23 protein-coding genes and 1 tRNA gene are annotated in these 21046 nt (G+C 59.5%); 9 read left to right on the forward strand and 15 right to left on the reverse strand.

Annotation, left to right across the window (positions count from 1 at the left end; genetic code table 11):
* Positions 1-199: 199 nt before the first annotated feature.
* Together ACIOMR_RS28395 and aat are read right to left on the reverse strand one after the other, a co-directional pair.
* Positions 200-907: an arginyltransferase gene (locus tag ACIOMR_RS28395; RefSeq protein WP_003219609.1), complete on the reverse strand. Its 708-nt coding sequence runs from the start codon at positions 905-907 to the stop codon at positions 200-202.
* Positions 908-962: 55 nt separating this feature from the next.
* On the reverse strand, positions 963-1643 hold the full coding sequence (gene aat, locus ACIOMR_RS28400) for a leucyl/phenylalanyl-tRNA--protein transferase (protein WP_003219611.1): 681 nt from the start codon (positions 1641-1643) through the stop codon (positions 963-965).
* A 487-nt stretch (positions 1644-2130) separates the two neighbouring features.
* Between aat and ftsK the strand changes: the two genes are divergently transcribed.
* The 6 genes from ftsK to cysG are packed head-to-tail and all read left to right on the forward strand — an operon-like array spanning position 2131 to position 9636.
* Positions 2131-4539 carry a DNA translocase FtsK gene (ftsK, locus tag ACIOMR_RS28405; protein WP_003219614.1) on the forward strand — a complete coding sequence of 803 codons (2409 nt, stop codon included), beginning with the start codon at positions 2131-2133 and terminating at the stop codon, positions 4537-4539.
* 57 nt (positions 4540-4596) lie between these two features.
* Positions 4597-5220 (forward strand): outer membrane lipoprotein chaperone LolA, encoded by a 624-nt coding sequence (lolA, locus tag ACIOMR_RS28410; RefSeq protein ID WP_003219615.1) that lies wholly within the window; start codon positions 4597-4599, stop codon positions 5218-5220.
* 27 nt (positions 5221-5247) lie between these two features.
* A complete protein-coding gene (locus ACIOMR_RS28415) occupies positions 5248-6570 on the forward strand; it encodes a replication-associated recombination protein A (protein ID WP_003219616.1) in 1323 nt (440 codons plus the stop codon).
* Positions 6570-6944 carry a fluoride efflux transporter CrcB gene (gene crcB / locus ACIOMR_RS28420; protein WP_003219617.1) on the forward strand — a complete coding sequence of 125 codons (375 nt, stop codon included), beginning with the start codon at positions 6570-6572 and terminating at the stop codon, positions 6942-6944. The genes ACIOMR_RS28415 and crcB overlap by 1 nt, the downstream gene beginning before the upstream one ends.
* A 16-nt stretch (positions 6945-6960) precedes the next feature.
* Entirely contained in the window at positions 6961-8241 is a 1281-nt protein-coding gene (serS, locus tag ACIOMR_RS28425; protein WP_003219618.1) for a serine--tRNA ligase, read from the forward strand.
* Positions 8242-9636 (forward strand): siroheme synthase CysG, encoded by a 1395-nt coding sequence (gene cysG, locus ACIOMR_RS28430; RefSeq protein ID WP_087693050.1) that lies wholly within the window; start codon positions 8242-8244, stop codon positions 9634-9636.
* Positions 9637-9766: 130 nt separating this feature from the next.
* Here the strand turns inward: cysG and ACIOMR_RS28435 are convergent, their stop codons facing one another.
* The 7 genes from ACIOMR_RS28435 to ACIOMR_RS28465 form a co-directional block, all read right to left on the reverse strand.
* Positions 9767-10762, reverse strand: coding sequence for a glutathione S-transferase family protein (locus tag ACIOMR_RS28435; RefSeq protein WP_401197705.1), 996 nt, complete (start codon positions 10760-10762; stop codon positions 9767-9769).
* 88 nt (positions 10763-10850) lie between these two features.
* Entirely contained in the window at positions 10851-11852 is a 1002-nt protein-coding gene (locus ACIOMR_RS28440) for a glycosyl transferase family protein (RefSeq protein WP_102369435.1), read from the reverse strand.
* Entirely contained in the window at positions 11849-12184 is a 336-nt protein-coding gene (locus ACIOMR_RS28445) for a TusE/DsrC/DsvC family sulfur relay protein (protein WP_087693047.1), read from the reverse strand. Before ACIOMR_RS28445 ends, ACIOMR_RS28440 begins: the two co-directional genes overlap by 4 nt.
* Entirely contained in the window at positions 12181-12474 is a 294-nt protein-coding gene (tusB, locus tag ACIOMR_RS28450; RefSeq protein ID WP_003219628.1) for a sulfurtransferase complex subunit TusB, read from the reverse strand. Before tusB ends, ACIOMR_RS28445 begins: the two co-directional genes overlap by 4 nt.
* Positions 12474-12824 carry a sulfurtransferase complex subunit TusC gene (gene tusC / locus ACIOMR_RS28455; protein WP_102369433.1) on the reverse strand — a complete coding sequence of 117 codons (351 nt, stop codon included), beginning with the start codon at positions 12822-12824 and terminating at the stop codon, positions 12474-12476. The genes tusB and tusC overlap by 1 nt, the downstream gene beginning before the upstream one ends.
* Position 12825: 1 nt before the next feature.
* Positions 12826-13218 carry a sulfurtransferase complex subunit TusD gene (tusD, locus tag ACIOMR_RS28460; RefSeq protein WP_003219632.1) on the reverse strand — a complete coding sequence of 131 codons (393 nt, stop codon included), beginning with the start codon at positions 13216-13218 and terminating at the stop codon, positions 12826-12828.
* Positions 13219-13307: 89 nt separating this feature from the next.
* Positions 13308-13979 carry a Bax inhibitor-1/YccA family protein gene (locus ACIOMR_RS28465; RefSeq protein WP_003219636.1) on the reverse strand — a complete coding sequence of 224 codons (672 nt, stop codon included), beginning with the start codon at positions 13977-13979 and terminating at the stop codon, positions 13308-13310.
* A 152-nt stretch (positions 13980-14131) separates the two neighbouring features.
* Here ACIOMR_RS28465 and ACIOMR_RS28470 point away from each other — a divergent pair.
* A tRNA-Ser gene (locus tag ACIOMR_RS28470) sits at positions 14132-14222 on the forward strand.
* Positions 14223-14469: 247 nt separating this feature from the next.
* On the opposite strand, the gene ACIOMR_RS28475 is transcribed toward ACIOMR_RS28470, so the two are convergent.
* Entirely contained in the window at positions 14470-15381 is a 912-nt protein-coding gene (locus ACIOMR_RS28475) for a bifunctional GNAT family N-acetyltransferase/nucleoside diphosphate kinase regulator (protein WP_008431545.1), read from the reverse strand.
* 362 nt (positions 15382-15743) lie between these two features.
* Here ACIOMR_RS28475 and ACIOMR_RS28480 point away from each other — a divergent pair, with 362 nt between their 5' ends.
* Complete coding sequence (locus ACIOMR_RS28480; protein ID WP_003219642.1) at positions 15744-16202, forward strand: Hsp20 family protein; 459 nt, start codon at positions 15744-15746, stop codon at positions 16200-16202.
* Between the two features lie 127 nt (positions 16203-16329).
* On the opposite strand, the gene ACIOMR_RS28485 is transcribed toward ACIOMR_RS28480, so the two are convergent.
* The 4 genes from ACIOMR_RS28485 to ACIOMR_RS28500 all read right to left on the reverse strand — a co-directional run bounded on the left by ACIOMR_RS28485 (position 16330) and on the right by ACIOMR_RS28500 (position 19544).
* Positions 16330-17658: an OprD family porin gene (locus tag ACIOMR_RS28485; protein WP_003219643.1), complete on the reverse strand. Its 1329-nt coding sequence runs from the start codon at positions 17656-17658 to the stop codon at positions 16330-16332.
* 230 nt (positions 17659-17888) lie between these two features.
* Positions 17889-18146 carry a hypothetical protein gene (locus ACIOMR_RS28490; protein WP_003219645.1) on the reverse strand — a complete coding sequence of 86 codons (258 nt, stop codon included), beginning with the start codon at positions 18144-18146 and terminating at the stop codon, positions 17889-17891.
* Between the two features lie 40 nt (positions 18147-18186).
* Positions 18187-19179, reverse strand: a complete 993-nt coding sequence (locus tag ACIOMR_RS28495) for a zinc-dependent alcohol dehydrogenase family protein (protein ID WP_003219647.1) — start codon at positions 19177-19179, stop codon at positions 18187-18189.
* Positions 19180-19241: 62 nt separating this feature from the next.
* Positions 19242-19544 carry a helix-turn-helix transcriptional regulator gene (locus tag ACIOMR_RS28500; protein WP_003219649.1) on the reverse strand — a complete coding sequence of 101 codons (303 nt, stop codon included), beginning with the start codon at positions 19542-19544 and terminating at the stop codon, positions 19242-19244.
* A gap of 598 nt (positions 19545-20142) precedes the next feature.
* On the opposite strand from ACIOMR_RS28500, the gene ACIOMR_RS28505 reads away from it, so the two are divergent.
* Positions 20143-20340 (forward strand): hypothetical protein, encoded by a 198-nt coding sequence (locus ACIOMR_RS28505; RefSeq protein WP_023658951.1) that lies wholly within the window; start codon positions 20143-20145, stop codon positions 20338-20340.
* A gap of 56 nt (positions 20341-20396) precedes the next feature.
* On the opposite strand, the gene ACIOMR_RS28510 is transcribed toward ACIOMR_RS28505, so the two are convergent.
* Positions 20397-20957, reverse strand: a complete 561-nt coding sequence (locus tag ACIOMR_RS28510) for a fasciclin domain-containing protein (RefSeq protein ID WP_003219652.1) — start codon at positions 20955-20957, stop codon at positions 20397-20399.
* Positions 20958-21046 lie beyond the last annotated feature (89 nt).

Consider the following 21046-nt stretch of genomic DNA (forward strand, 5'->3'; position numbering starts at 1 on the left):
AATTAAAACGAGACCAAATACAAAAACAACAAGAAAAAAACTCTTTCCCAACAAGACGAACAAACTAACTTCAAAATCGAAGCTGTCTTCTTTCGACATGCAGTAAAGCCCTCGGTATCCAGTGAATGGCCCGGTGCAACTGCGCCAGGCAAAAGCGGCGTGCATTGTGCCCGAAAAAGGGTGTTTAAGCCAAGAGGTTCTAGTTCAACGTGACCCATCTTTGGTTAATTAGCAGCTCAATGGGCCGATATTGGGTCTTGTAGTTCATCTTTTTGCAGTTTTTGATCCAGTATCCGAGGTACACCGCCTCCAATTCCAGGCGCAAGGCTTCACCGATCTGCCACAGGATCGCAAAGCGTCCCAGGCTGCGCCGTTCCTCGGCGGGCTCATAAAAGGTGTAGACCGCCGACAGGCCATTGGGCAGCAGGTCAGTCACGGCGACCGCCACCAGTCGTCCCTCCAGCCGAAACTCATAGAAGCGCGAGAAGGGCAGGTCGCGCACCAGGAAGGTGGAAAACTGGTCGCGGCTGGGCGGGAACATGTCGCCGTCGGCGTGGCGCTGTTCGATGTAGCGTTGGTAAAGGTCGAAATATTCTTCGCTGAAGCCGGGTTTGGTGGCGGTAACGGTCAGGTCGGCGTTGCGCTTCAGGATGCGTTTCTGGTTGCGGTCCGGAAGGAACTGCGCCACCGGGATGCGCGCCGGTACGCAGGCGTTGCAGTTCTGGCAGTGCGGCCGGTAAAGGTGGTCGCCGCTGCGCCGGAAGCCCATTTCCGACAAATCGGCATACACATGCACGTCCATCGGCTGGCTGGGGTCGAGGAACAGCGTGGTGGCCTGCTCATCGGGCAGATAGCTGCATGAGTGGGGTTGAGTGGCATAAAACTTCAAACGCGCCAGCTCGGTCATGATCAACCCTCGGATAAGCTTTGAAATAAGTGTAAGCCAGGTGCGGGGAAGTCGCCTAGGAAACCCACGGAGCAGAGCTGGTTTGGTCCAAATGGTCGCGCAGGTAGTTGGCGAAGTCGCTGCGGGGAATAGCGCGGGCGCCGAGGCTGTGCAGGTGATCGGTGGGCATCTGGCAGTCGATCAGCACAAAGCCCCAGGCCTGTAGTTGCCGAACCAGGGTGGCAAAGCCGTATTTCGAGGCGTTGTCGGCGCGACTGAACATGGACTCGCCGAAAAACAACTGGCCCATCGCCAGGCCGTACAGGCCGCCCACCAGTTCGCCCGCGTCCCACACCTCCACCGAATGCGCATAACCGCGCTGGTGCAGTTGCAGGTAGGCGTTCTGCATGGCTTCGGTGATCCAGGTGCCATCGGCATAACTGCGCGGCGCCGCGCACGCCTGGATGACCGCAGCGAAGTCCTGGTCGAAGGTCACTGTGTAACGCTGCTGGCGCAACAATTTGCCGAGGCTGCGGGAAACGTGCAGCTCATCGGGGAAGAGTACGGTGCGTGGGTCGGGCGACCACCAGAGGATGGGCTGGCCTTCCGAGAACCAGGGAAAGCAGCCGTGGCGGTAGGCCTGGATCAGGCGGTCGGCCGACAGGTCGCCACCGGCAGCGAGCAGGCCATTGGGTTCGCGCATGGCCTTGGCCAGCGGTGGGAAGGTCAGGGTGTTGCGTTGTAACCAGGTCAGCATGGCATCCAGGCTTACGGAAGGGGAGGGCGGTAACGGCGATGTTGTCCGTTGCAAGAGCTGTGATTATTGTCGACGAAACGCTCTGGGGCTACCCCGAACATGGGATCGATGCAGATAAGCATGAACGGGTGTTTCTGCAACTCTATGCCGGGGGCGTGGTCGTAATCGCGTACGTCGGTCGGCAAGCTAGCCTGGATTGGCAAAAACAGCTCATAAGCCTTTGTCAGTAAAGACAATGCATGCTCAAATTGAACGTTATGAAATTGAACATTGGCTATGCTGTGTAACGTAGGGCCAAGTGCGTGGCATCGCGCACACAAACCCGTACAATGCGGCCATTGGGGCGTTATCGCCGTTTCATGAATCAGTAGCAGGGTGTTAAAAGTAGCTCCACTGGCACTCGTTCATTTTTTACCTGCCCGGATTGGGCAGTGTTTTGCAGTCATTCAACAGATGGACGCGCTAAAGGCGCAGGAAAAGACCCGTTTTGAAGAAATCCGCCGCAACACCTAAAGCCGCAGTCGTGCCCGCCTGGCGCCAGCACCTGCACTACCGACTCAAGGAAGGTGCACTGATCGCCATCGGCGCGCTGTGCCTGTTCCTGATGATGGCCTTGCTCACCTATGGCAAGGACGATCCAGGCTGGAGCCACAACAGCAAGATCGAAGACGTGCAGAACTTCGGTGGTCCGGCCGGTTCCTACAGCGCCGACATCCTGTTCATGGTGCTGGGTTACTTCGCTTACATCTTCCCGTTGCTGCTGGCCATCAAGACCTGGCAGATTTTCCGCCAGCGTCACGAGCCGTGGCAATGGAGCGGCTGGCTGTTCTCCTGGCGCCTGATCGGCCTGGTGTTCCTGGTGTTGTCCGGCGCGGCCCTGGCCCATATCCATTTCCATGCACCTACCGGTCTGCCGGCCGGTGCCGGCGGCGCTCTGGGCGAAAGCCTCGGCGACCTGGCCCGCAGGACCCTGAACATCCAGGGCAGCACCCTGATGTTCATCGCGCTGTTCCTGTTCGGCCTCACCGTGTTTACCGACCTGTCCTGGTTCAAGGTCATGGACGTGACCGGCAAGATCACCCTCGACCTGCTCGAACTGTTCCAGGGCGCCGCCAATCGCTGGTGGTCGGCCCGGGTGGACCGCAAACGCATGGTTGCGCAACTGCGCGAGGTGGATACCCGCGTCAACGAGGTGGTGGCCCCGAGCACGCCGGACCGGCGTGAGCAGGCCAAGGTCAAGGAACGCCTGATCGAACGCGAGCAGGCCCTGACCAAGCACATGTCGGACCGCGAGAAGCAAGTGCCGCCGGTGATTGCCCCTGCGCCGCCGAAGGCCCCCGAGCCGAGCCACCGCGTGCAGAAAGAGAAACAGGCGCCGTTGTTTGTCGACAGCGCCGTGGAAGGCACCTTGCCGCCGATCTCGATTCTTGATCCTGCGGAAAAGAAACAGCTCAATTACTCCCCTGAGTCCCTGGCGGCCGTCGGCCACCTGCTGGAAATCAAGCTCAAGGAATTCGGCGTCGAAGTCTCGGTGGATTCGATCCACCCGGGCCCGGTGATTACCCGCTACGAAATCCAGCCGGCTGCCGGCGTCAAGGTCAGCCGCATTTCCAACCTGGCCAAGGATCTGGCGCGTTCGCTGGCCGTGACCAGCGTGCGGGTGGTGGAAGTGATTCCGGGCAAGACCACCGTCGGTATCGAGATTCCCAACGAAGACCGGCAGATCGTGCGCTTCTCCGAAGTGCTGTCGACCCCGGAATACGACAACTTCAAGTCGCCGGTCACCCTGGCCCTGGGCCACGACATCGGCGGCAAGCCGGTGATCACCGACCTGGCGAAAATGCCTCACTTGCTGGTTGCCGGTACCACCGGTTCCGGTAAGTCGGTGGGTGTGAACGCGATGATCCTGTCGATCCTGTTCAAGTCGGGCCCGGATGACGCCAAGCTGATCATGATCGACCCGAAAATGCTTGAGCTGTCGATCTACGAAGGCATTCCACACCTGTTGTGCCCGGTGGTGACCGACATGAAGGATGCGGCCAACGCCCTGCGCTGGAGCGTTGCCGAGATGGAACGGCGCTACAAGCTGATGGCGAAGATGGGCGTGCGTAACCTGTCGGGCTTCAACGCCAAGGTCAAGGAAGCCCAGGACGCCGGCACGCCGCTGACCGACCCGTTGTACAAGCGCGAAAGCATCCACGACGAAGCGCCGCTGCTGACCAAATTGCCGACCATCGTGGTGGTGGTCGACGAATTTGCCGACATGATGATGATCGTCGGCAAGAAGGTCGAAGAGCTGATCGCCCGTATCGCCCAGAAGGCGCGGGCCGCCGGGATCCACTTGATCCTCGCGACCCAGCGTCCGTCGGTGGACGTGATCACCGGCCTGATCAAGGCCAACATCCCGACCCGCATGGCGTTCCAGGTGTCGAGCAAGATCGATTCCCGGACCATCATCGACCAGGGCGGCGCCGAGCAACTGCTGGGCCACGGTGACATGCTCTACATGCCGCCGGGCACCAGTTTGCCGATCCGTGTCCACGGCGCGTTCGTCTCCGACGATGAGGTGCACCGTGTGGTGGAAGCCTGGAAACTGCGTGGCGCCCCGGAATACAACGACGACATCCTCGCCGGCGTCGAAGAGGCCGGCAGCGGCTTCGACGGTGGCAGCGGCGGTGGCGACGATGATGCCGAGACCGATGCGCTCTACGACGAAGCGGTGCAGTTCGTGCTTGAAAGCCGCCGCGCCTCGATCTCCGCCGTACAGCGCAAGCTGAAGATTGGCTACAACCGCGCTGCCCGCATGATCGAAGCCATGGAAATGGCCGGCGTGGTCACCTCGATGAACACCAACGGCTCGCGCGAAGTGATTGCGCCAGCGCAGATGCGTGACTGATTACGTGCCGCGTGGCAACACGCGGCACGCCTTGCAACCGAATCTAAGAGGACTCCCATGCGTCTTATCCGCATGCTGTTGTTGCCTGCATTGGCCCTGACTGCTGTTTCGGCTCATGCTGACCCGGCTTCCGTCGCCAGCCTGAAAAACCTGTTGGACAAATCCCAGACCCTGACCGCGCGCTTCTCCCAGCTCACGCTGGATGCCGGTGGCACCCAGTTGCAGGAAACCGCCGGCGAGATGGCTGTGCAGCGCCCAGGGCTGTTCTACTGGCACACAGAAGGCAAGGCCGAGCAGACCATCGTCTCTGACGGCCAAAAAGTCACCCTGTGGGACCCGGACCTGGAGCAGGCGACCATCAAGAAGCTCGACCCGCGCCTGAACCAGACGCCAGCGCTGTTGCTGTCGGGCGATGTGTCGAAGATCAACGACAGCTTCGACATTACCTCCAAGCAGACCAGCAACGTGATTGAATTCACCCTTAAGCCGAAATCCAAGGACACGCTCTTTGACACGCTGTCCCTGTCGTTTGGCAACGGCGTGATCAACAACATGCGTCTGATTGACAGCGTCGGCCAGCGCACCGATATCCTGTTCTCCGGGGTCAAGGCCAACCAGCCGGTACCGGCATCCAAGTTCAAGTTCGACATCCCGAAGGGTGCCGACGTGATTCAGGAATAAACTGCCCAGAGGTTTCAAACGCTGCCCATGGACCTGTTTCGAAGTGACCCGATTGCTCAGCCTCTGGCGGCGCGCCTGCGCTCGACCAACCTGGACGAGTACGTCGGGCAGGAACACCTGCTCGCCCGCGGCAAGCCTTTGCGCGAGGCCCTTGAGCAGGGTGCGCTGCACTCGATGATTTTCTGGGGGCCGCCGGGCGTGGGTAAAACCACCCTGGCGCGGCTCCTGGCAAAAGTCTCGGATGCACACTTTGAGACGGTCTCGGCGGTGCTGGCCGGGGTCAAGGAGATCCGCCAGGCGGTGGAAGTCGCCAAGCAGCAGGCAGGGCAGTACGGCAAGCGCACCATCCTGTTCGTCGACGAAGTGCATCGCTTCAACAAGTCGCAGCAGGATGCGTTCTTGCCGTATGTCGAAGACGGCACGCTGATCTTCATTGGTGCCACCACCGAAAACCCGTCTTTTGAACTGAACAATGCCTTGCTGTCCCGGGCGCGCGTCTATGTGCTCAAGAGCCTCGACGAAGCCGCGATGCAGAAGCTCTTGCAGCGTGCGCTGAACGAAGACAAGGGCCTGGGCAAGCGCCAGTTGAGTGTCAGTGAGGAAGGCTTCAAGATCCTGCTGACTGCTGCGGATGGCGACGGTCGACGTTTTCTCAATCTGCTGGAAAACGCTTCCGACCTGGCCGAGGATGGCAGCGAAATCGGCGTCGACTTGCTGCAGAGCCTGTTGGGCGACACCCGCCGGCGTTTCGACAAGGGCGGCGAAGCGTTCTACGACCAGATTTCCGCGCTGCACAAATCTGTGCGCGGCTCCAACCCCGACGGCGCGCTGTACTGGTTTGCGCGGATGATCGACGGCGGTTGCGACCCGTTGTACCTCGCCCGGCGCGTGGTGCGCATGGCCAGCGAAGATATCGGCAATGCCGACCCGCGTGCGCTGAGCCTGTGCCTGGCCGCCTGGGAAGTGCAGGAACGCCTGGGCAGCCCGGAAGGCGAGTTGGCGGTGGCCCAGGCCATCACCTATCTGGCCTGCGCACCGAAGAGCAACGCGGTGTACATGGGCTTCAAGTCCGCCCTGCGTGCTGCCGCCGAGCATGGTTCCCTGGAAGTGCCGCTGCACCTGCGCAATGCGCCGACCAAGCTAATGAAGCAACTCGGCTACGGCGATGAATACCGCTACGCCCACGATGAGCCGGACGCCTATGCGGCTGGCGAAGATTACTTCCCGGATGACCTTGAGCCGCAGCCGTTCTACCAGCCGGTGCCCCGCGGCCTGGAGCTGAAGATCGGCGAAAAGCTCAATCACCTTGCCCAACTTGACCGGCTCAGTCCGAAACAGCGGAGAAAGTAGTGCTCAGAACGATTCTTGCCGTGTCCGTGGCCGGCATCGCTGGTACATTATTGCGTTTCGCCACCAGCACGTGGGTCAGCGCCAATTGGCCGAAGCATTTTTATGCGGCGACCCTGGCGGTCAACCTGGTGGGCTGTTTGATCATCGGCTTGTTGTACGGGTGGTTTCTGCTTCGCCCGGAAGTGCCGATTGAGATTCGTGCCGGCTTGATTGTCGGTTTTGTAGGCGGTCTGACGACCTTTTCATCCTTTTCACTGGACACGCTACGCCTGCTGGAAAGCGGGCAGGCACCGGTCGCCTTCGGGTACCTGGCCGTCAGCGTGTTCGGCGGGCTGCTCGCCACCTGGGCTGGCCTGTCCTTGACCAAACTTTGATAAACGAGAGACCGACATGCTCGATTCCAAACTGTTACGTAGCAACCTTCAGGACGTAGCGGACCGCCTGGCATCCCGTGGCTTTGCCTTGGATGTTGCGCGCATCGAAGCGCTGGAAGAACAGCGCAAGACCGTCCAGACCCGCACCGAAGCACTGCAGGCTGAGCGTAATGCGCGTTCCAAATCCATCGGTCAGGCCAAGCAGCGCGGCGAAGACATCGCGCCGTTGATGGCGGACGTCGAGCGTATGGCTGGCGAGTTGGCTTCCGGCAAAGTCGAGCTGGACGTTATCCAGACCGAACTGGACTCGATCCTGCTGGGCATCCCGAACCTGCCGCACGAATCCGTGCCGATCGGCGAAGACGAAGACGGCAACGTCGAAGTCCGTCGCTGGGGCACGCCAAAAGCCTTCGATTTCGAGATCAAGGACCACGTCGCCCTGGGCGAACTGACCGGTGGCCTGGACTTCGAAACGGCGGCCAAAATGTCCGGCGCGCGCTTTGCCTTGCTGCGTGGCCCGATTGCACGCATGCACCGCGCCCTGGCGCAGTTCATGATCAACCTGCACACCGGCGAGCACGGCTACGAAGAGGCTTACACCCCGTACCTGGTCCAGGCTCCGGCGCTGATGGGCACCAGCCAGCTGCCGAAATTCGAGGAAGACCTGTTCAAGATCAGCCGCGATGGCGAAGCCGACTTGTACCTGATCCCGACCGCCGAAGTATCGCTGACCAATATCGTGGCCGGGGAAATCCTCGACGCCAAGCAGTTGCCGATCAAGTTTGTCGCCCACTCGCCATGCTTTCGCAGCGAAGCCGGTGCATCGGGCCGCGACACCCGCGGCATGATTCGCCAGCACCAGTTCGACAAGGTCGAGATGGTGCAGGTTGTCGAGCCGTCGACTTCCATGGAAGCGCTGGAAGGCCTGACCGCCAACGCCGAACGCGTCCTGCAACTGCTGGAGTTGCCGTACCGCGTTCTGGCGCTGTGCACCGGCGACATGGGTTTCAGTGCCGTGAAGACTTACGACCTGGAAGTGTGGGTGCCGAGCCAGGACAAATACCGCGAGATTTCGTCGTGCTCCAACTGCGGTGATTTCCAGGCCCGTCGCATGCAGGCGCGTTTCCGTAACCCGGAAACCGGCAAGCCCGAGCTGGTCCACACCCTCAACGGTTCGGGCCTGGCAGTAGGCCGTACCCTGGTGGCCGTGCTGGAAAACTACCAGCAGGCTGACGGTTCGATCCGCGTGCCTGAAGTGCTCAAGCCGTACATGGCGGGCGTTGAGGTCATCGGCTAAATGGAATTTCTGCCGCTGTTTCATAACCTGCGCGGCAGTCGTGTGTTGGTCGTCGGTGGCGGGGAGATTGCCTTGCGCAAATCCCGGCTGCTGGCCGACGCCGGCGCGTTGTTGCGGGTGGTTGCTCCCCAGATTGAAGACCAGTTGCGTGAACTGGTGCAGGGCAGTGGCGGTGAACTGATTTTGCGTGGTTATCAGGAGGCCGACCTCGACGGTTGCACCCTGATCATCGCGGCGACCGACGACGAGCCGCTGAACGCGCAAGTGTCCAGCGATGCCCGGCGTCGTTGCGTACCGGTCAATGTGGTGGATGCGCCGGCCTTGTGCAGCGTGATCTTCCCGGCGATTGTCGACCGTTCGCCGTTGGTGATCGCAGTGTCCAGCGGCGGCGATGCGCCGGTGCTGGCACGCTTGATCCGCGCCAAGCTGGAAACCTGGATTCCGTCGACTTATGGCCAGTTGGCCGGGTTGGCGGCGCGGTTTCGCAGCCAGGTCAAAGGCTTGTTCCCGGATGTGCAGCAACGTCGCGCGTTCTGGGAAGACGTCTTCCAAGGCCCGATTGCTGATCGGCAACTGGCCGGGCAGGGCGATGAAGCCGAGCGTCTGCTGGTGGAGAAAATCAACGGCGCGCCGCCGCACGCACCGGGCGAAGTCTACCTGGTGGGCGCAGGCCCGGGTGATCCGGACCTGCTGACGTTCCGCGCCTTGCGCTTGATGCAACAGGCCGACGTGGTGCTGTACGACCGCCTGGTGGCGCCGGCGATTCTTGAATTGTGCCGTCGCGATGCCGAGCGGGTGTATGTCGGCAAGCGGCGCGCAGACCATGCGGTGCCGCAGGACCAGATCAACCAGCAACTGGTGGACCTGGCCAAGCAAGGCAAGCGCGTGCTGCGGCTCAAGGGTGGCGATCCGTTCATCTTTGGGCGTGGCGGTGAAGAGATCGAAGAGCTGGCGGCCCATGGCATCCCGTTCCAGGTGGTGCCGGGTATTACCGCGGCCAGTGGTTGCGCGGCGTATGCCGGTATTCCGCTGACCCACCGCGACTATGCGCAATCGGTTCGCTTCATTACCGGGCACTTGAAGGACGGGACTTCGGACCTGCCGTGGAGTGACCTGGTGGGCCCTTCGCAGACCCTGGTGTTCTACATGGGCTTGATCGGGTTGCCGATCATCTGCGAACAGCTGATCAAGCATGGTCGTTCGGCGGATACGCCGGCGGCGTTGATCCAGCAGGGCACCACGTCCAACCAGCGGGTGTTTACCGGCACCCTGGCTGACCTGCCACGCATGGTGGCGGAACATGAGGTTCATGCGCCGACACTGGTGATTGTGGGAGAAGTGGTGCAGTTGCGTGAGAAGCTGAAGTGGTTTGAAGGCGCTCAGTCGCAAGTCTGATAACCGCGACAGATGTTCAACTGTAGGAGCGAGCTTGCTCGCGAAAAACTCAAGGTCACCGCGTTCATTCAGCATGAGCGCGTTATCGTTGACGACCTTCGCGAGCAAGCTTGCTCCTACAGGGCTTGGATCAACTCCAAATCCCTTTCCCGCTCAACCGCTCCCGGTCATGCTCCGCCTCAAACGTCTGCAACGGCCCCTTCGGCACAATCCCCGTCGGATTAATCGTGCGGTGACTGGCGTGGTAATGCCCCTTGATGTGAGCAAAATCCACCGTCTCGGCAATCCCCGGCCACTGATACAACTCCCTTAGCCAGTTCGACAGGTTCGGATAATCCGCAATTCGCCGCAGGTTGCATTTGAAGTGGCTGTAGTACACCGCATCAAACCGGATCGCCGTGGTGAAAAGCCTTACATCGGCTTCAGTCAGGTATTCTCCCGCCAGGTAACGATGCTCACCCAAGTGCTGCTCAAGGTGATCCAGTTCGGCAAACACATCATCAAATGCGGCCTCATAAGCCTTTTGTGACGTGGCAAAGCCTGCGCGGTACACACCGTTGTTCACGGCGGGATAGATTCGATCGTTCAGTGCATCAATGGTCGAGCGCTGGGCTTCGGGATAGAAATCCAGTTGATTTCCGGTCAGTTCATTAAACGCACTGTTGAACATGCGAATAATCTCCGCCGACTCATTGCTGACAATCCGCTTGCGCTTCTTGTCCCACAACACCGGCACCGTGACCCGCCCGGTGTAGCTGGCGGTGTCGGCGGTGTAGCGTTGGTGCATGAAGGTGAAGTCGTCAAGCTTGTCGCCGCTGGAGCCATGGGCCTTGTCGAAGGTCCAGCCGTTTTCCAGCATCAGCCAACTGACCACGGATACATCGATCAAGCTCTCCAGGCCTTTGAGCTTGCGCAGGATCAATGTGCGGTGCGCCCAGGGGCAGGCGAGGGATACGTATAAATGGTAGCGACCGGCTTCAGCCGCGAAACCGCCTTCGCCGGTCGGGCCGGGTTCACCATCGGCGGTCACCCAGTTGCGGCGTTGCGCCTGCTCCCGTTGGAAGGCGCCGTCTGCGCTACTTTCGTACCACTGGTCATGCCAGCGTCCTTCGATCAGCAAACCCATGACTGACTCCTTGGCTAATAAGCGTTGGAGTGCAGTCTAAAGGTCTGAGTTCGAACAAAAAGCGCAAAGGCTGGGGGTTAATGATCGACTAAATCGATTTGTCCCGGGCATCCCAGTACTGTTGGGCCAGTTCGAACGCCTGTTCCCGCGGGTGGCCGAGGCCGCGCAAGGCCAGGGCCATGGTGGCGATCAGTGCCAGTTGCGGGTAGCTGTCCTGCACCTCACCGCGCCATAGCGCCTTCAAATGCTCGGGCTCCAGGGCCGCAGGCTTGACGTGGCGCTGGGCGGAGAGGGCGGGCCACTCTTCATCCCAGCTTTCGCCGCCGGTAGTGCCGTACAGGTGGCTGATGGTGTCCGGGTTGATCTCGATCTCGCCGCCGTCGCCCTTGATCACGATGCTGTTGTCGCCAAGCAGGCCGCTGGCATCGCGGTGTACGCCCTGGTAGCCCGGGTGGAAGATGCTTTGCAGGCCGCAGCGGGCGCTCAACGGGTTGAGGATGCGCGCCAGTGAATGGATCGGCGAGCGCAGGCCCAGGGTGTTGCGCAGGTCGATCATGCGCTGCAGTTGCGGCGCCCAGTCCCCCAGGGGAATAAACGCCAGGTTGCCCTGTTCAAGGGCCGCTTCCACCTGTTGCCAATTGCGGCACAACGGAATCTGCAAGCCATCCAGCAACTGCTCGGTGTAGAGCCGGCCTGCCGTATGCGCGCCGCCGCCGTGCATCAGGATACGCACGCCGTTCTGTGCCAGGCACTTGGCTGCCAGCAGGTACCACGGCAGGTGGCGTTTTTTACCGGCGTAGGTCGGCCAGTCGACATCCACATTGAGCGACGGTGCATTCAGGCGCTCGCGCACGGCTTCGGTGAAGCCTGCGAGTTCTTCCGGGCTTTCTTCCTTGTGCCGCAGCAGCATGAGGAAGGCGCCGAGCTGGGTGTCTTCGACCTTCTCGTCCAGCAACATGCCCATGGCTTCCCGGGCTTCCTCACGGGTGAGGTTGCGGGCGCCGCGCTTGCCTTTGCCGAGGATGCGCACGAACGGCGCGAACGGATGCTCGGCAGGGGTTTCAGTGATCAACGGGGCAAAATCAGTCATAAGCAATTCGTCGGCCTGGGCAGGCCCGCCAGCTTGGCGGCGAGTTTGGCGGGAGTGCCTTTGAACAGTCGGTTGAGGTGCAGGCTGTTGCCCTTTTCCGGGCCCAGCTTCAAGGCGGTGTACTTGATCAGCGGGCGGGTGGCGGGCGACAGCTGGAATTCGTCGTAAAAGCCGCGCAGCAGTTCGAGGATTTCCCAGTGTTCCGGGGTCAGCTCCAGCGCTTCGGTAGTGGCGAGGGCGTTGGCCACGTCGCTGGACCACTCGGTCAGGTCGACGAGGTAGCCGTCCTTGTCCAGTTCGAGGGTGCGTTCACCTACGGTCAAAGTGTTCATAGCCAGGTGTTGACCTTGTCATAGTCGATCGACAGCTGGACGAACGCCGGGTAATCGACACTGCCGGCCCATTCAGGCACGGCGAGGTTACGCGCCTGGCTGTCTTCGGCCAGTACAAACACTTTCACGCCCCTGGCCTGCAGGGCCTGGCAAGGCGCGCTGGCGGGTTGCAGGGCGTAGGCGCCGTCGCCGCACAGCAGGATCGCATCCTGGGTGCCACAGAGGCGCAGGCAGCTGTCCAGCCGGCTGTCGGTAAAAGGCGAGTGGGATACCACATGCAAGGTCGACATCAGAGGGTAATCACCTGGTCGTAACGGTCAATCATCTGTGAAATTTGTTCACTGCTCAGCGGCTGTGCGTTGCCGGAGGTGGCCAGCCCGCGCACGGCGAGGCTATGGCTGCAGGCAAACACCTCTTCGACGCCAAATAATTCCAGGGCCTGGAGGTTGGCGCTCAGGTCTTTCTGTTGCACGGCCCTGGCGTCCTGGCTCGCGGCCAGTTGAAACACGCCGTCATCCAGAAACAACAGGCCAATCGGCAAATCAAACGCGCCGCCAGCCAATACGATATCCAGCGCTTCACGGGCGCCGGGGCCGGACCACGGCGCCTGTCGGCTGATCACCAGCAAGGATTTCGACATGTCACGGCCCTCCGAAGCAGATCAAGCGGTCAGCGGACTGGGCGGCGTCATGCAACTGCCCAAGCCCGGACAATGCCCAAGGCGCGTCCAGGTTCACCGCGCTGCGCTGATAACGGGTGGCCTCTTCGGCATTCAGCACGCCACGGCGCAGGGCCGCGGCGATGCACACCACGCCATCGAGCTGATGCTCGCTGACAAACTCGCGCCACTGACGGGCGATATCCTGCTCATCCTGCGGCGCAACAATGTTAGTGGACGCGCTGTAGACGCCATCCTGATAAAAAAACAGCCGCACAATCTCATGCCCACCCGCCAGCGCCGCCTGGGCGAACAGCAAGGCACGGCGCGAGGAGGGCGCATGGGCGGCGGAAAAAAGCGCAATCGCGAACTTCATGGAACACTCTGAAGGCAAAACCTGTGGCAATGATAAAGCCGCAGGCAACAAAAAGCCCGCCGAAGCGGGCTTTTTGCATGCGGCTGCGATCAGTCGTCGCGGCCCATGATGCCGAAGATCTGCAACAGGCTGATAAACAGGTTGTAGATCGATACATACAGGCTGATGGTGGCCATGATGTAGTTACGCTCGCCACCCTGGATGATTGCGCTGGTCTGGAACAGGATGCAGGCCGAGGAGAACAGCACGAAACCTGCGCTGATCGCCAGTTGCAGGCCGCTGATCTGGAAGAACATGCCTGCCAGTACCGCAGCCAGCAACACGAAGAAACCGGCGGTGATGAAACCACCCAGGAAACTCATGTCCTTGCGGGAAATCAGCACGTAGGCCGACAGGCCGCCAAATACCAGGGCAGTCATGGCAAATGCCGAGCTGACCACTTCCGCGCCGCCGGCCATGCCGAGGTAACGGTTAAGGATCGGGCCGAGGATAAAGCCCATGAAACCGGTCAGGGCAAACGCCGACACCAGGCCCCAGGCCGAGTCGCGCAGCTTGTTGGTCAGGAAGAACAGACCGTAGAAGCCGATCAGCACGACGAAGATATTCGGGTAGCCGACGCGCATTTGCTGGGCTACGAAGGCCATCACGCCGCTGAACGCGAGGGTGAGAGCGAGCAAGCCGTACGTATTGCGCAGGACGCGGCTAACTTCTAGCTGCTCAGCCTGCGCGTTTCCATTCACTGCGTAATTTTGTTCGCGCATGGCGACACTCCTTCAGTTTTGAAACATTCAGTCGCAAGGATCATAACAGACGCTCTGTAACAAGCTATGGCGAGAGTTTGACAGTGTGTTTCATTCGGGTATTATGGCGCCCGCTGAGGCAGGATGAGCTACGCTAATCCTGTGTTGCACAAGGGAAATTGGCAGAGTGGTTGAATGCACCGGTCTTGAAAACCGGCGGACGTTAATAGCGTCTCCAGGGTTCGAATCCCTGGTTTCCCGCCAAGATTTACTCAAGAGCCCCGCTATTGCGGGGCTTTTGCGTTTCTGGGGTTCAGGAATACACCTCCAATCGTTTCCGCACCATTTCAGGCAGTTTCCGCAACTCTGCAAAAAGTGGGCGTCAACGGGTAGGGTTCACGATCTCACCCACGCGCCGATAACCGTCTCGGTTATCAGTTCACGCTGGAGAAGTCAGGCACCCAAGCCGGGCGCGCCGGCTGGCGTGATTCGTGACTGAGAAAAGGCGCAATTACAGGTGGAAGTCGCCCGCAGCCTCCGGCTGGTAAAGCACTTTCTTGATCTCAATCCGGCGGGTCCGGTCAGCAATTCGCCAGTCGATGGCGTCTCCCTCCTGATAGCCAAGGATGGCGGTGCCTATGTCGGAATACACGGAATGCTTTGCTGCGTTGCTGTCCGCGTCTTCAGGGTAGACCAAGGCCACTTCGAACTCTTCATCGTCCAGTTGCAGCAAGGCCCTGGAGTTCATCGTGATGACATTGCACGCCACCTGCTGCGGCTTGACGACAATGGCCCGCTCAAGCTCATGTTCGAGTTCAACAACCGCCGGGCCTTGCTCGAACGCGATCAGATCCTCGAGCCTGGCCTTGTCGATTTCAGTGATGTAGATCCTGGTGGAGTCGCCACCGGCGCCTTCGCGCAAGAACTGGAAATAGCTTGCCGCCGTCATGGAAAATGACGTCAATGTCGGCGTTTCGCTCTCCAGCATAAAGCCGCTGCGCAGAAAGGCTTTCAGCGAGCGCGAGTTGTCCGGGTGAATCTTGGCGATGAGCTTCTCGGCCCGCATGTCGAGGAAAGCCAGTTTCATGCCTTCGCGGATCGTGCTGGCGCCCAGATTTCGGCCCCATTTGTCGCTGTCTCCGATGACCAGGACAATCTCGCAATTTGAGCCGGTCTTGATGAGACGGACAAAGCCCACCGGAGCGTCATGCCGGTCATAGGCCATAAAGAATCTGCCGCCCTGGTTGAATAGATGAGTCAGGATCGGCAACTGAGTCCGATCAATGACTTGCTCAATGGAGCGGGAGACATGACGCGAATCGCTCAGATAGCAGGTGATGCGTTCATCCTCTAACCAATCCACCAACGTCAGCGCGTGCGCCCGCGTAATTTCAGGGCACAGCGAAATGAAAGGCTTGTTCATCTTGACCACACTTATTTGTAAAGGATTGAAGCCCTTCATGGATATGTCATGGCGGTTCTTCGGCAACCGGATATTTTAAGACATGCCGCGAGTAATGGCGAACATGCCAGAGAGTTCCACGAAGCCACCGCTTGCTGAACCCGACCCAGGCAAGCACTCAAGAGAAAGATGGGCTGACTACGCATCGCAGCCTGAGGGCGGCCTGTCTATCCAACCGAGCAAGCCGTTCCCGGCTGGTACTCAAATGTAAAAATTTTTATCTGCCCTCTTGAAAATTTTCCCGGCGAACATAAATTTTTATCACGCGACGCCGAATGCGGGTCGCGCACTTAATCACTTGGATTTAATCAGGAGATTTTGAGATGGCTACTACCCTTTCCTTGGCCCCTTTGTTCCGTCAATCCGTGGGCTTCGATCGCTTCAATGACCTGTTCGAGTCGGCGCTTCGCAGCGAGGCTCCGAACACTTATCCGCCTCACAATGTGGAAAAGCACGGTGATGACGAATATCGCATTGTCATTGCTGTCGCTGGGCTTACTGAAGCGGATCTGGATATTCAGGTCGAGAAGGGCGTTTTGACAGTCGTTGGCGACAAGCGTGAAACCGAGAAAGCAGTCACTTATCTGCACCAGGGCATCGCGCAACGAGCATTTCGGCTGTCGTTCCGGCTGGCAGATCATATCGAGGTGCGCGGTGCTTCGATGAACAACGGGCTGTTAAGCATCGACTTGCTGCGCGTGGTTCCTGAAGAGGCCAAGCCCAAGCGCATCACGATTGGCAGCGGGAAAGAGCCCGAACTGCGTCAGGTTAGTTTGCAGTAAGTCAGCGGTAACAAAAAAGGCGCTCTTGGTAGCGCCTTTTTTTGTGTGTGGAATCAAAACGCCTACCGATCAATACCTGGCTACGCAGAGTACCCGGTAGATCCATCAACCGGGCACTCCCGCCTGTTTAGAAGATATTCAACGGGTACTCGGTAATCAGGCGTGTCTGCACCAGATGCCCCCCGGTGGAAGCATCGCCATCGTGCCAGGCTTCCCTCAGGCGAAAGGACAGCTTCTTGGCCGGGCCACTCTGCACGACGTATTTCACTTCGGCGTCGGTTTCGTGTTCCTGGTCGTTGGCGCCATAGAACCCGGTGTAGGCCGAATTGCCGGGGGTATGCGTACCGTCGATGCCGGCACCGCGAATATGGCGGGCCATGAAGCTCAGGCCGGGGGCGCCAAAGGCTCCCATGTCCAGGTCATAGCGCATCTGCCAGGACCGCTCGCCCGGGCCGTTGAAGTCGGAGTATTGCACCGAGTCAGCCAGGTTGATCGAGTTGCCGTAGCGCCCGGCACCGACGCCGGCATTGGTCTCCCCAAAGCCGACGTAGTCGAACGGCTCGTCACCATGCACTTTCTGCCCGGCCAGGGTGAAGGTCTGTGCACCCAGGGTGTAGGCAGCCGCCAGCGAGGCTGCGGTGGTGTCGATGGTCCCGGCCTTGGCGCTGCCGTCGTCCAGTGTGCGATAGAGGTTGAAGTCCAGCGCGACGGACTGGTCATCGGTCAGTGGATGAACAAGGTTCAGGTTGACGTAGTACTGATTCCACACGTCTTCCAGGTGTGCTCCGTACAGCGACGCGGTGAATTCCTTGCTGAACTGGTATTTGCCGCCCGCGAAGCTGGCCGACGACGCTTCCACGCCTGCATAGCTGGCGAGAATGTCGCCGCTGCGCGAGGTGGTGGTGGTACCGGTGCCGGAGGTGTAATGGCCGGCCTCCAGGTTCAGGCCGGTGATTTCATGGCTGTCGATCTGGAAGCCTGTTGCGGTCTGTGGCATCAGGTAGTTATCGGCGGTGGCGAACACCGGCGACGTAGGCTGCAGGTCGCCGACCTTGAGCGTGGTATTGGAAATACGGAACTTGACGTCACCACCGGCCTTCGCGAAGCCATGATCCGGATTGCCATTGGCGTCGGACGGTATGTTCGGGCCACCGGCGCGGTCGGTGTCCCCGTCGATGCGCAACGCCAGGTCGGCAAACGCATCAATGCCGATGCCAATGGTGCCTTGAGTGAAGCCCGAGCTGTAGGTCGCCATCAGCGCCTGGCTCCAGTCACGGGTGTGGGCGCCGTTGCCGTTCTGGTTCCAGAACAGGTTGCGGTTGAGGATATTCAAGCTGCTGTCGGCGACAAAGCCCTTGGAGTCGGACTGATCGCTGGCATAGCTCATGGCCGGCAAGGCAAATGCCAGCGCCACGGCCAAGGTATTGAGCTGAAGTAACGGTTGACGTTTTTTCATTATATTTTGCTCCTGTGCACGAGTTCGTGTGGGAGCATTAAGGCGACAGCCCAGGCCATCAACAAATGAAACTGGATGAAGGTTTTGATATCCCTTTTACCAAATTCCAGGCAAAGAAAAGCCCGCGATGGGGAGTGCGGGCTTAAAGGTGTTCACTTAGGAGCTGGAGTGACGATAAGCGCTCGAGTGTGAAAGGGATGTGAAAGGTTGTTGGGTGCGTAGCGTATTTATCACGAGTGATCCTCTCCTCGCACAATCCTTCCGGCCTTCACCTCATCCGCGTACCCGCTGAGCTTTTCCTGCTGAGCCGCGAGCAGTGCACCCATCTTCATCAGGGCGACTGCTTCGTCGGGTGATTTGGCGACCCCGGCGATAGTGGCCAATTGATTGACCGACCAGGCGATAACGGCCGTCGCATCTTCGAGGTCGTAGAACAGTTCCTGCTGTGCGGTCCTTGGGCCGTCGAGCATTTCCATCAGTTCTGCCATTTACCCGTGCTCTCCAAAAAAGTGGTTCAGTGCGATCAGCTCAAGCACCGTTGCGCCAATCCTCCTGTAAGCCGGCGGACACGGCAATCGCGATTTTCCCTTGAATGCCGTTGTTGGGGCTTTCCAGGCGGGAATGGGCGAGCGGGATGTCGGCAAGGGAATAGACCGCGCCAACGTGTGGCCGCAGTTGACCGTTGGCGATCAGTGCGCTCATTTCATCCAGCTTGCCGCGGTTCTGTCGTGTGAAAACGAAGTGATAACTCGCGTTCCTGCCCCAGGCCTGGACGAGGTTCTGGGGGTGCGCCGTGTCCACAATCGTGACCACGCGACCCAGTTGCGCAAGCGCGTCCGGGCTACGGGACAATGTGGTGCCGCCGATGGTATCGAACACCACATCAACGCCACGGCCACCCGTTTCCCGCAGGATGGCGTCGACGTAATCTTCCTTTTCGTAGTCGATGATTACGTCCGCACCCAGGCTTCGCGCGAACTCGACATTGACGTCGCGTACGGTGGTGAACACCTGGGCGCCAATGGCTTTCGCCAGTTGGATCGCCACATGGCCGACGCCGCCCGCGCCGCCGTGCACCAGGATGCTTTCTCCCACCCTGAGGGCTGCACGCACCACCAGCGCTTCCCAGGCGGTGCCGCCGACCAGGCTCAGGCTTGCCGCTTCAAGGTGACTCAGGGCAGGGGGCTTCTTCCCGATAATGCCTTCGGCCGCCACGTGGTATTCGGCATAGCTGCCGGGTCCGTCAAATATTTGCGGGGTGTACCAGACTTCGTCGCCTGGCGCGAAGGACGTAACCCCCGGCCCGACTTCCTCAACGACCCCCGATACGTCATGCCCGGTAATCGCCGGTAGCGGCACCAGGTCAGCGTAGTCGCCACGTCGGACCTGGTAATCCAGCGGGTTGATGGAGGTTGCGTGTACGCGGACCAGGACTTGCCCCGTGTGCGGAACGGGCTTGGGAACGTCGCGAAGTTCAAATGATTCCGGGCCGCCAAATGACTTGAGTATCAACGCCTTCATTGCATTTCCTCGTTTCGACAAAAAGGGATATCGCGAAATCTCGATATTCTGTGGTAAAAAAACTACAAATCTTTCCCTATGATCTCGGCAAGCCTGCGGATGGTGGCTTCATTGCGCTTGTAGTAAGTCCACTGGCCGATGCGCCTGACTTCGACCAGACCCACCCGTTGCAGCGTTGCCAGGTAACCAGACACCGTCGACTGCGAGAGCCCGATGCCTTCCTGAATACTGCTGACGCACACGCCCACCGTGTGAACGTCCCCTTCATCTTGTGCAGGGAAGTTCTTCTCGGGGTCCTTCAAACCTTTCAGGATTTCGAGGCGTGTCTGGTTTGAGAGGGCTTTGAATATTTCGAGTAAGTCCATGGCGCGATCATATCGAGAATTATCGATATGTCAATGTGTGTCAGATATAAAGGGTAGTCAGTTTCAGGCCTCACCGTAGGCGGCGACCAAGGACCTGTCGCGCTGCGGGCCTCTGAGCTATAACAGTGTAAAAGCACAAAAAACAAACGTGTTTCCGGGCTGTTTTCAGGAGAGAACTCATGAGTGCCATGGACGCGGGGCAAGTGGTGCCTGGCTACGTAACCTTCGTCGGGCGTGAGGCATCGTGGGCCGGACGCCAGTTCATGAGCTTCAGCTATAGCGTCAATGGGCAGCACTTTCACAAGTCTCTCAACGAGACGGTTGACGCTTGGTCAACGACGACGCTTCGTAAAGCCTCGAATGGTTTGCGAGTGGGAGACCCGGTCTCTGTCTGGTGTTCTCTCACCGACCCGGAGGTGTGTTGCATTGGCGAAAAACCAGCAGAGAAACCCGCGATCCTGCGGTGGATAGAGTCTCTCGGAGCGTTAGGGCCGTTATGAAATTGATCCCCACCGTTCGTCCATCGGCCGGCACTCGCGACACCGCATCGTTTCTCATGTTCAAGCACGGACATCCCGCGCTAGAACGGAGAGCCAGCATGGAAATTAACGAGAAGGCCCCTGGAAACGTATCCCAGCAGGGCGTAACGCGCGGTACAGACAATGAAACCGGGCATGATCCTCGGCGCGATCAACCTGAAGCGCCTCTACCACCGGACGATGATGCCCCTCTGGAAGAGGATATGTCGGATGTGGATGCGGCTGATTCTGTCGCGAGTGAACACCCCGACAACTGAAGCATCCGAATCAGCCCGACGCACACTGCGTCGGGCTTTTCGGTGTCAAGCGACGATTACGGCATCAGCACCGAATCAACCACATGAATCACGCCATTGGACTGCATCACATCCGCAATGCTGATGCTGGCCTTGCCACCCTTGGCATCCACCACCCACAGTTTGCCGTCATGCAGCTTGATCGTCAGCGACTCACCCTGCACGGTTTTCAACATCACGGTACCGCCGTTCTTCTTGGCGTCGGCCATCAGTTGTGCAGAGGTATGAGTGCCAGCCACCACGTGATAGGTCAGGATTTTTGTGAGATCGGCTTTGTGCTCAGGTTTCACAAGCGTATCCACGGTGCCTGCGGGGAGCTTGGCGAAAGCTTCGTTGGTCGGTGCGAATACGGTGAACGGGCCTTTGCTGTTAAGGGTATCCACCAGTCCGGCTGCCTTGACCGCCGCAACCAGAGTGGTGTGGTCCTTTGAGTTGACTGCGTTTTCGACGATGGTTTTCGTCGGATACATCGCCGCGCCGCCCACCATTACGGTGTCGGCGGCAAAACTTAGGGATGTGGTGACGGAGAGGATCGTAAAGCAGGCAACGGCAGCAATTTTTTTGTAGATGGCGTGCATGATGTATCTCCTTGGTGCTTGTGCCCTCCGGGTGAGGGTATTGAATCTACGTACCAAGGATCAAAGTGGATGCACCTCTGGAAAAATTA

Source organism: Pseudomonas sp. NPDC087814, assembly GCF_044742865.1.
GTDB lineage: Bacteria > Pseudomonadota > Gammaproteobacteria > Pseudomonadales > Pseudomonadaceae > Aquipseudomonas.

Bases quoted from the DNA above. Each gene is read 5' to 3' on its own strand.
- ACIOMR_RS28440 (WP_102369435.1), bottom strand. From the start codon at position 11,852: ATGACTGATTTTGCCCCGTTGATCACTGAAACCCCTGCCGAGCATCCG.
- ACIOMR_RS28395 (WP_003219609.1), bottom strand. From the start codon at position 907: ATGACCGAGCTGGCGCGTTTGAAGTTTTATGCCACTCAACCCCACTCA.
- tusD (WP_003219632.1), bottom strand. From the start codon at position 13,218: ATGAAGTTCGCGATTGCGCTTTTTTCCGCCGCCCATGCGCCCTCCTCG.
- aat (WP_003219611.1), bottom strand. From the start codon at position 1,643: ATGCTGACCTGGTTACAACGCAACACCCTGACCTTCCCACCGCTGGCC.
- tusB (WP_003219628.1), bottom strand. From the start codon at position 12,474: ATGTCGACCTTGCATGTGGTATCCCACTCGCCTTTTACCGACAGCCGG.
- lolA (WP_003219615.1), top strand. From the start codon at position 4,597: ATGCGTCTTATCCGCATGCTGTTGTTGCCTGCATTGGCCCTGACTGCT.
- ACIOMR_RS28480 (WP_003219642.1), top strand. From the start codon at position 15,744: ATGGCTACTACCCTTTCCTTGGCCCCTTTGTTCCGTCAATCCGTGGGC.
- ACIOMR_RS28435 (WP_401197705.1), bottom strand. From the start codon at position 10,762: ATGGGTTTGCTGATCGAAGGACGCTGGCATGACCAGTGGTACGAAAGT.
- serS (WP_003219618.1), top strand. From the start codon at position 6,961: ATGCTCGATTCCAAACTGTTACGTAGCAACCTTCAGGACGTAGCGGAC.
- ACIOMR_RS28445 (WP_087693047.1), bottom strand. From the start codon at position 12,184: ATGAACACTTTGACCGTAGGTGAACGCACCCTCGAACTGGACAAGGAC.
- ACIOMR_RS28475 (WP_008431545.1), bottom strand. From the start codon at position 15,381: ATGAACAAGCCTTTCATTTCGCTGTGCCCTGAAATTACGCGGGCGCAC.
- ACIOMR_RS28485 (WP_003219643.1), bottom strand. From the start codon at position 17,658: ATGAAAAAACGTCAACCGTTACTTCAGCTCAATACCTTGGCCGTGGCG.
- ACIOMR_RS28495 (WP_003219647.1), bottom strand. From the start codon at position 19,179: ATGAAGGCGTTGATACTCAAGTCATTTGGCGGCCCGGAATCATTTGAA.
- ACIOMR_RS28415 (WP_003219616.1), top strand. From the start codon at position 5,248: ATGGACCTGTTTCGAAGTGACCCGATTGCTCAGCCTCTGGCGGCGCGC.
- ACIOMR_RS28510 (WP_003219652.1), bottom strand. From the start codon at position 20,957: ATGCACGCCATCTACAAAAAAATTGCTGCCGTTGCCTGCTTTACGATC.
- cysG (WP_087693050.1), top strand. From the start codon at position 8,242: ATGGAATTTCTGCCGCTGTTTCATAACCTGCGCGGCAGTCGTGTGTTG.
- ACIOMR_RS28500 (WP_003219649.1), bottom strand. From the start codon at position 19,544: ATGGACTTACTCGAAATATTCAAAGCCCTCTCAAACCAGACACGCCTC.
- ACIOMR_RS28465 (WP_003219636.1), bottom strand. From the start codon at position 13,979: ATGCGCGAACAAAATTACGCAGTGAATGGAAACGCGCAGGCTGAGCAG.
- ACIOMR_RS28505 (WP_023658951.1), top strand. From the start codon at position 20,143: ATGGAAATTAACGAGAAGGCCCCTGGAAACGTATCCCAGCAGGGCGTA.
- tusC (WP_102369433.1), bottom strand. From the start codon at position 12,824: ATGTCGAAATCCTTGCTGGTGATCAGCCGACAGGCGCCGTGGTCCGGC.
- ACIOMR_RS28490 (WP_003219645.1), bottom strand. From the start codon at position 18,146: ATGGCAGAACTGATGGAAATGCTCGACGGCCCAAGGACCGCACAGCAG.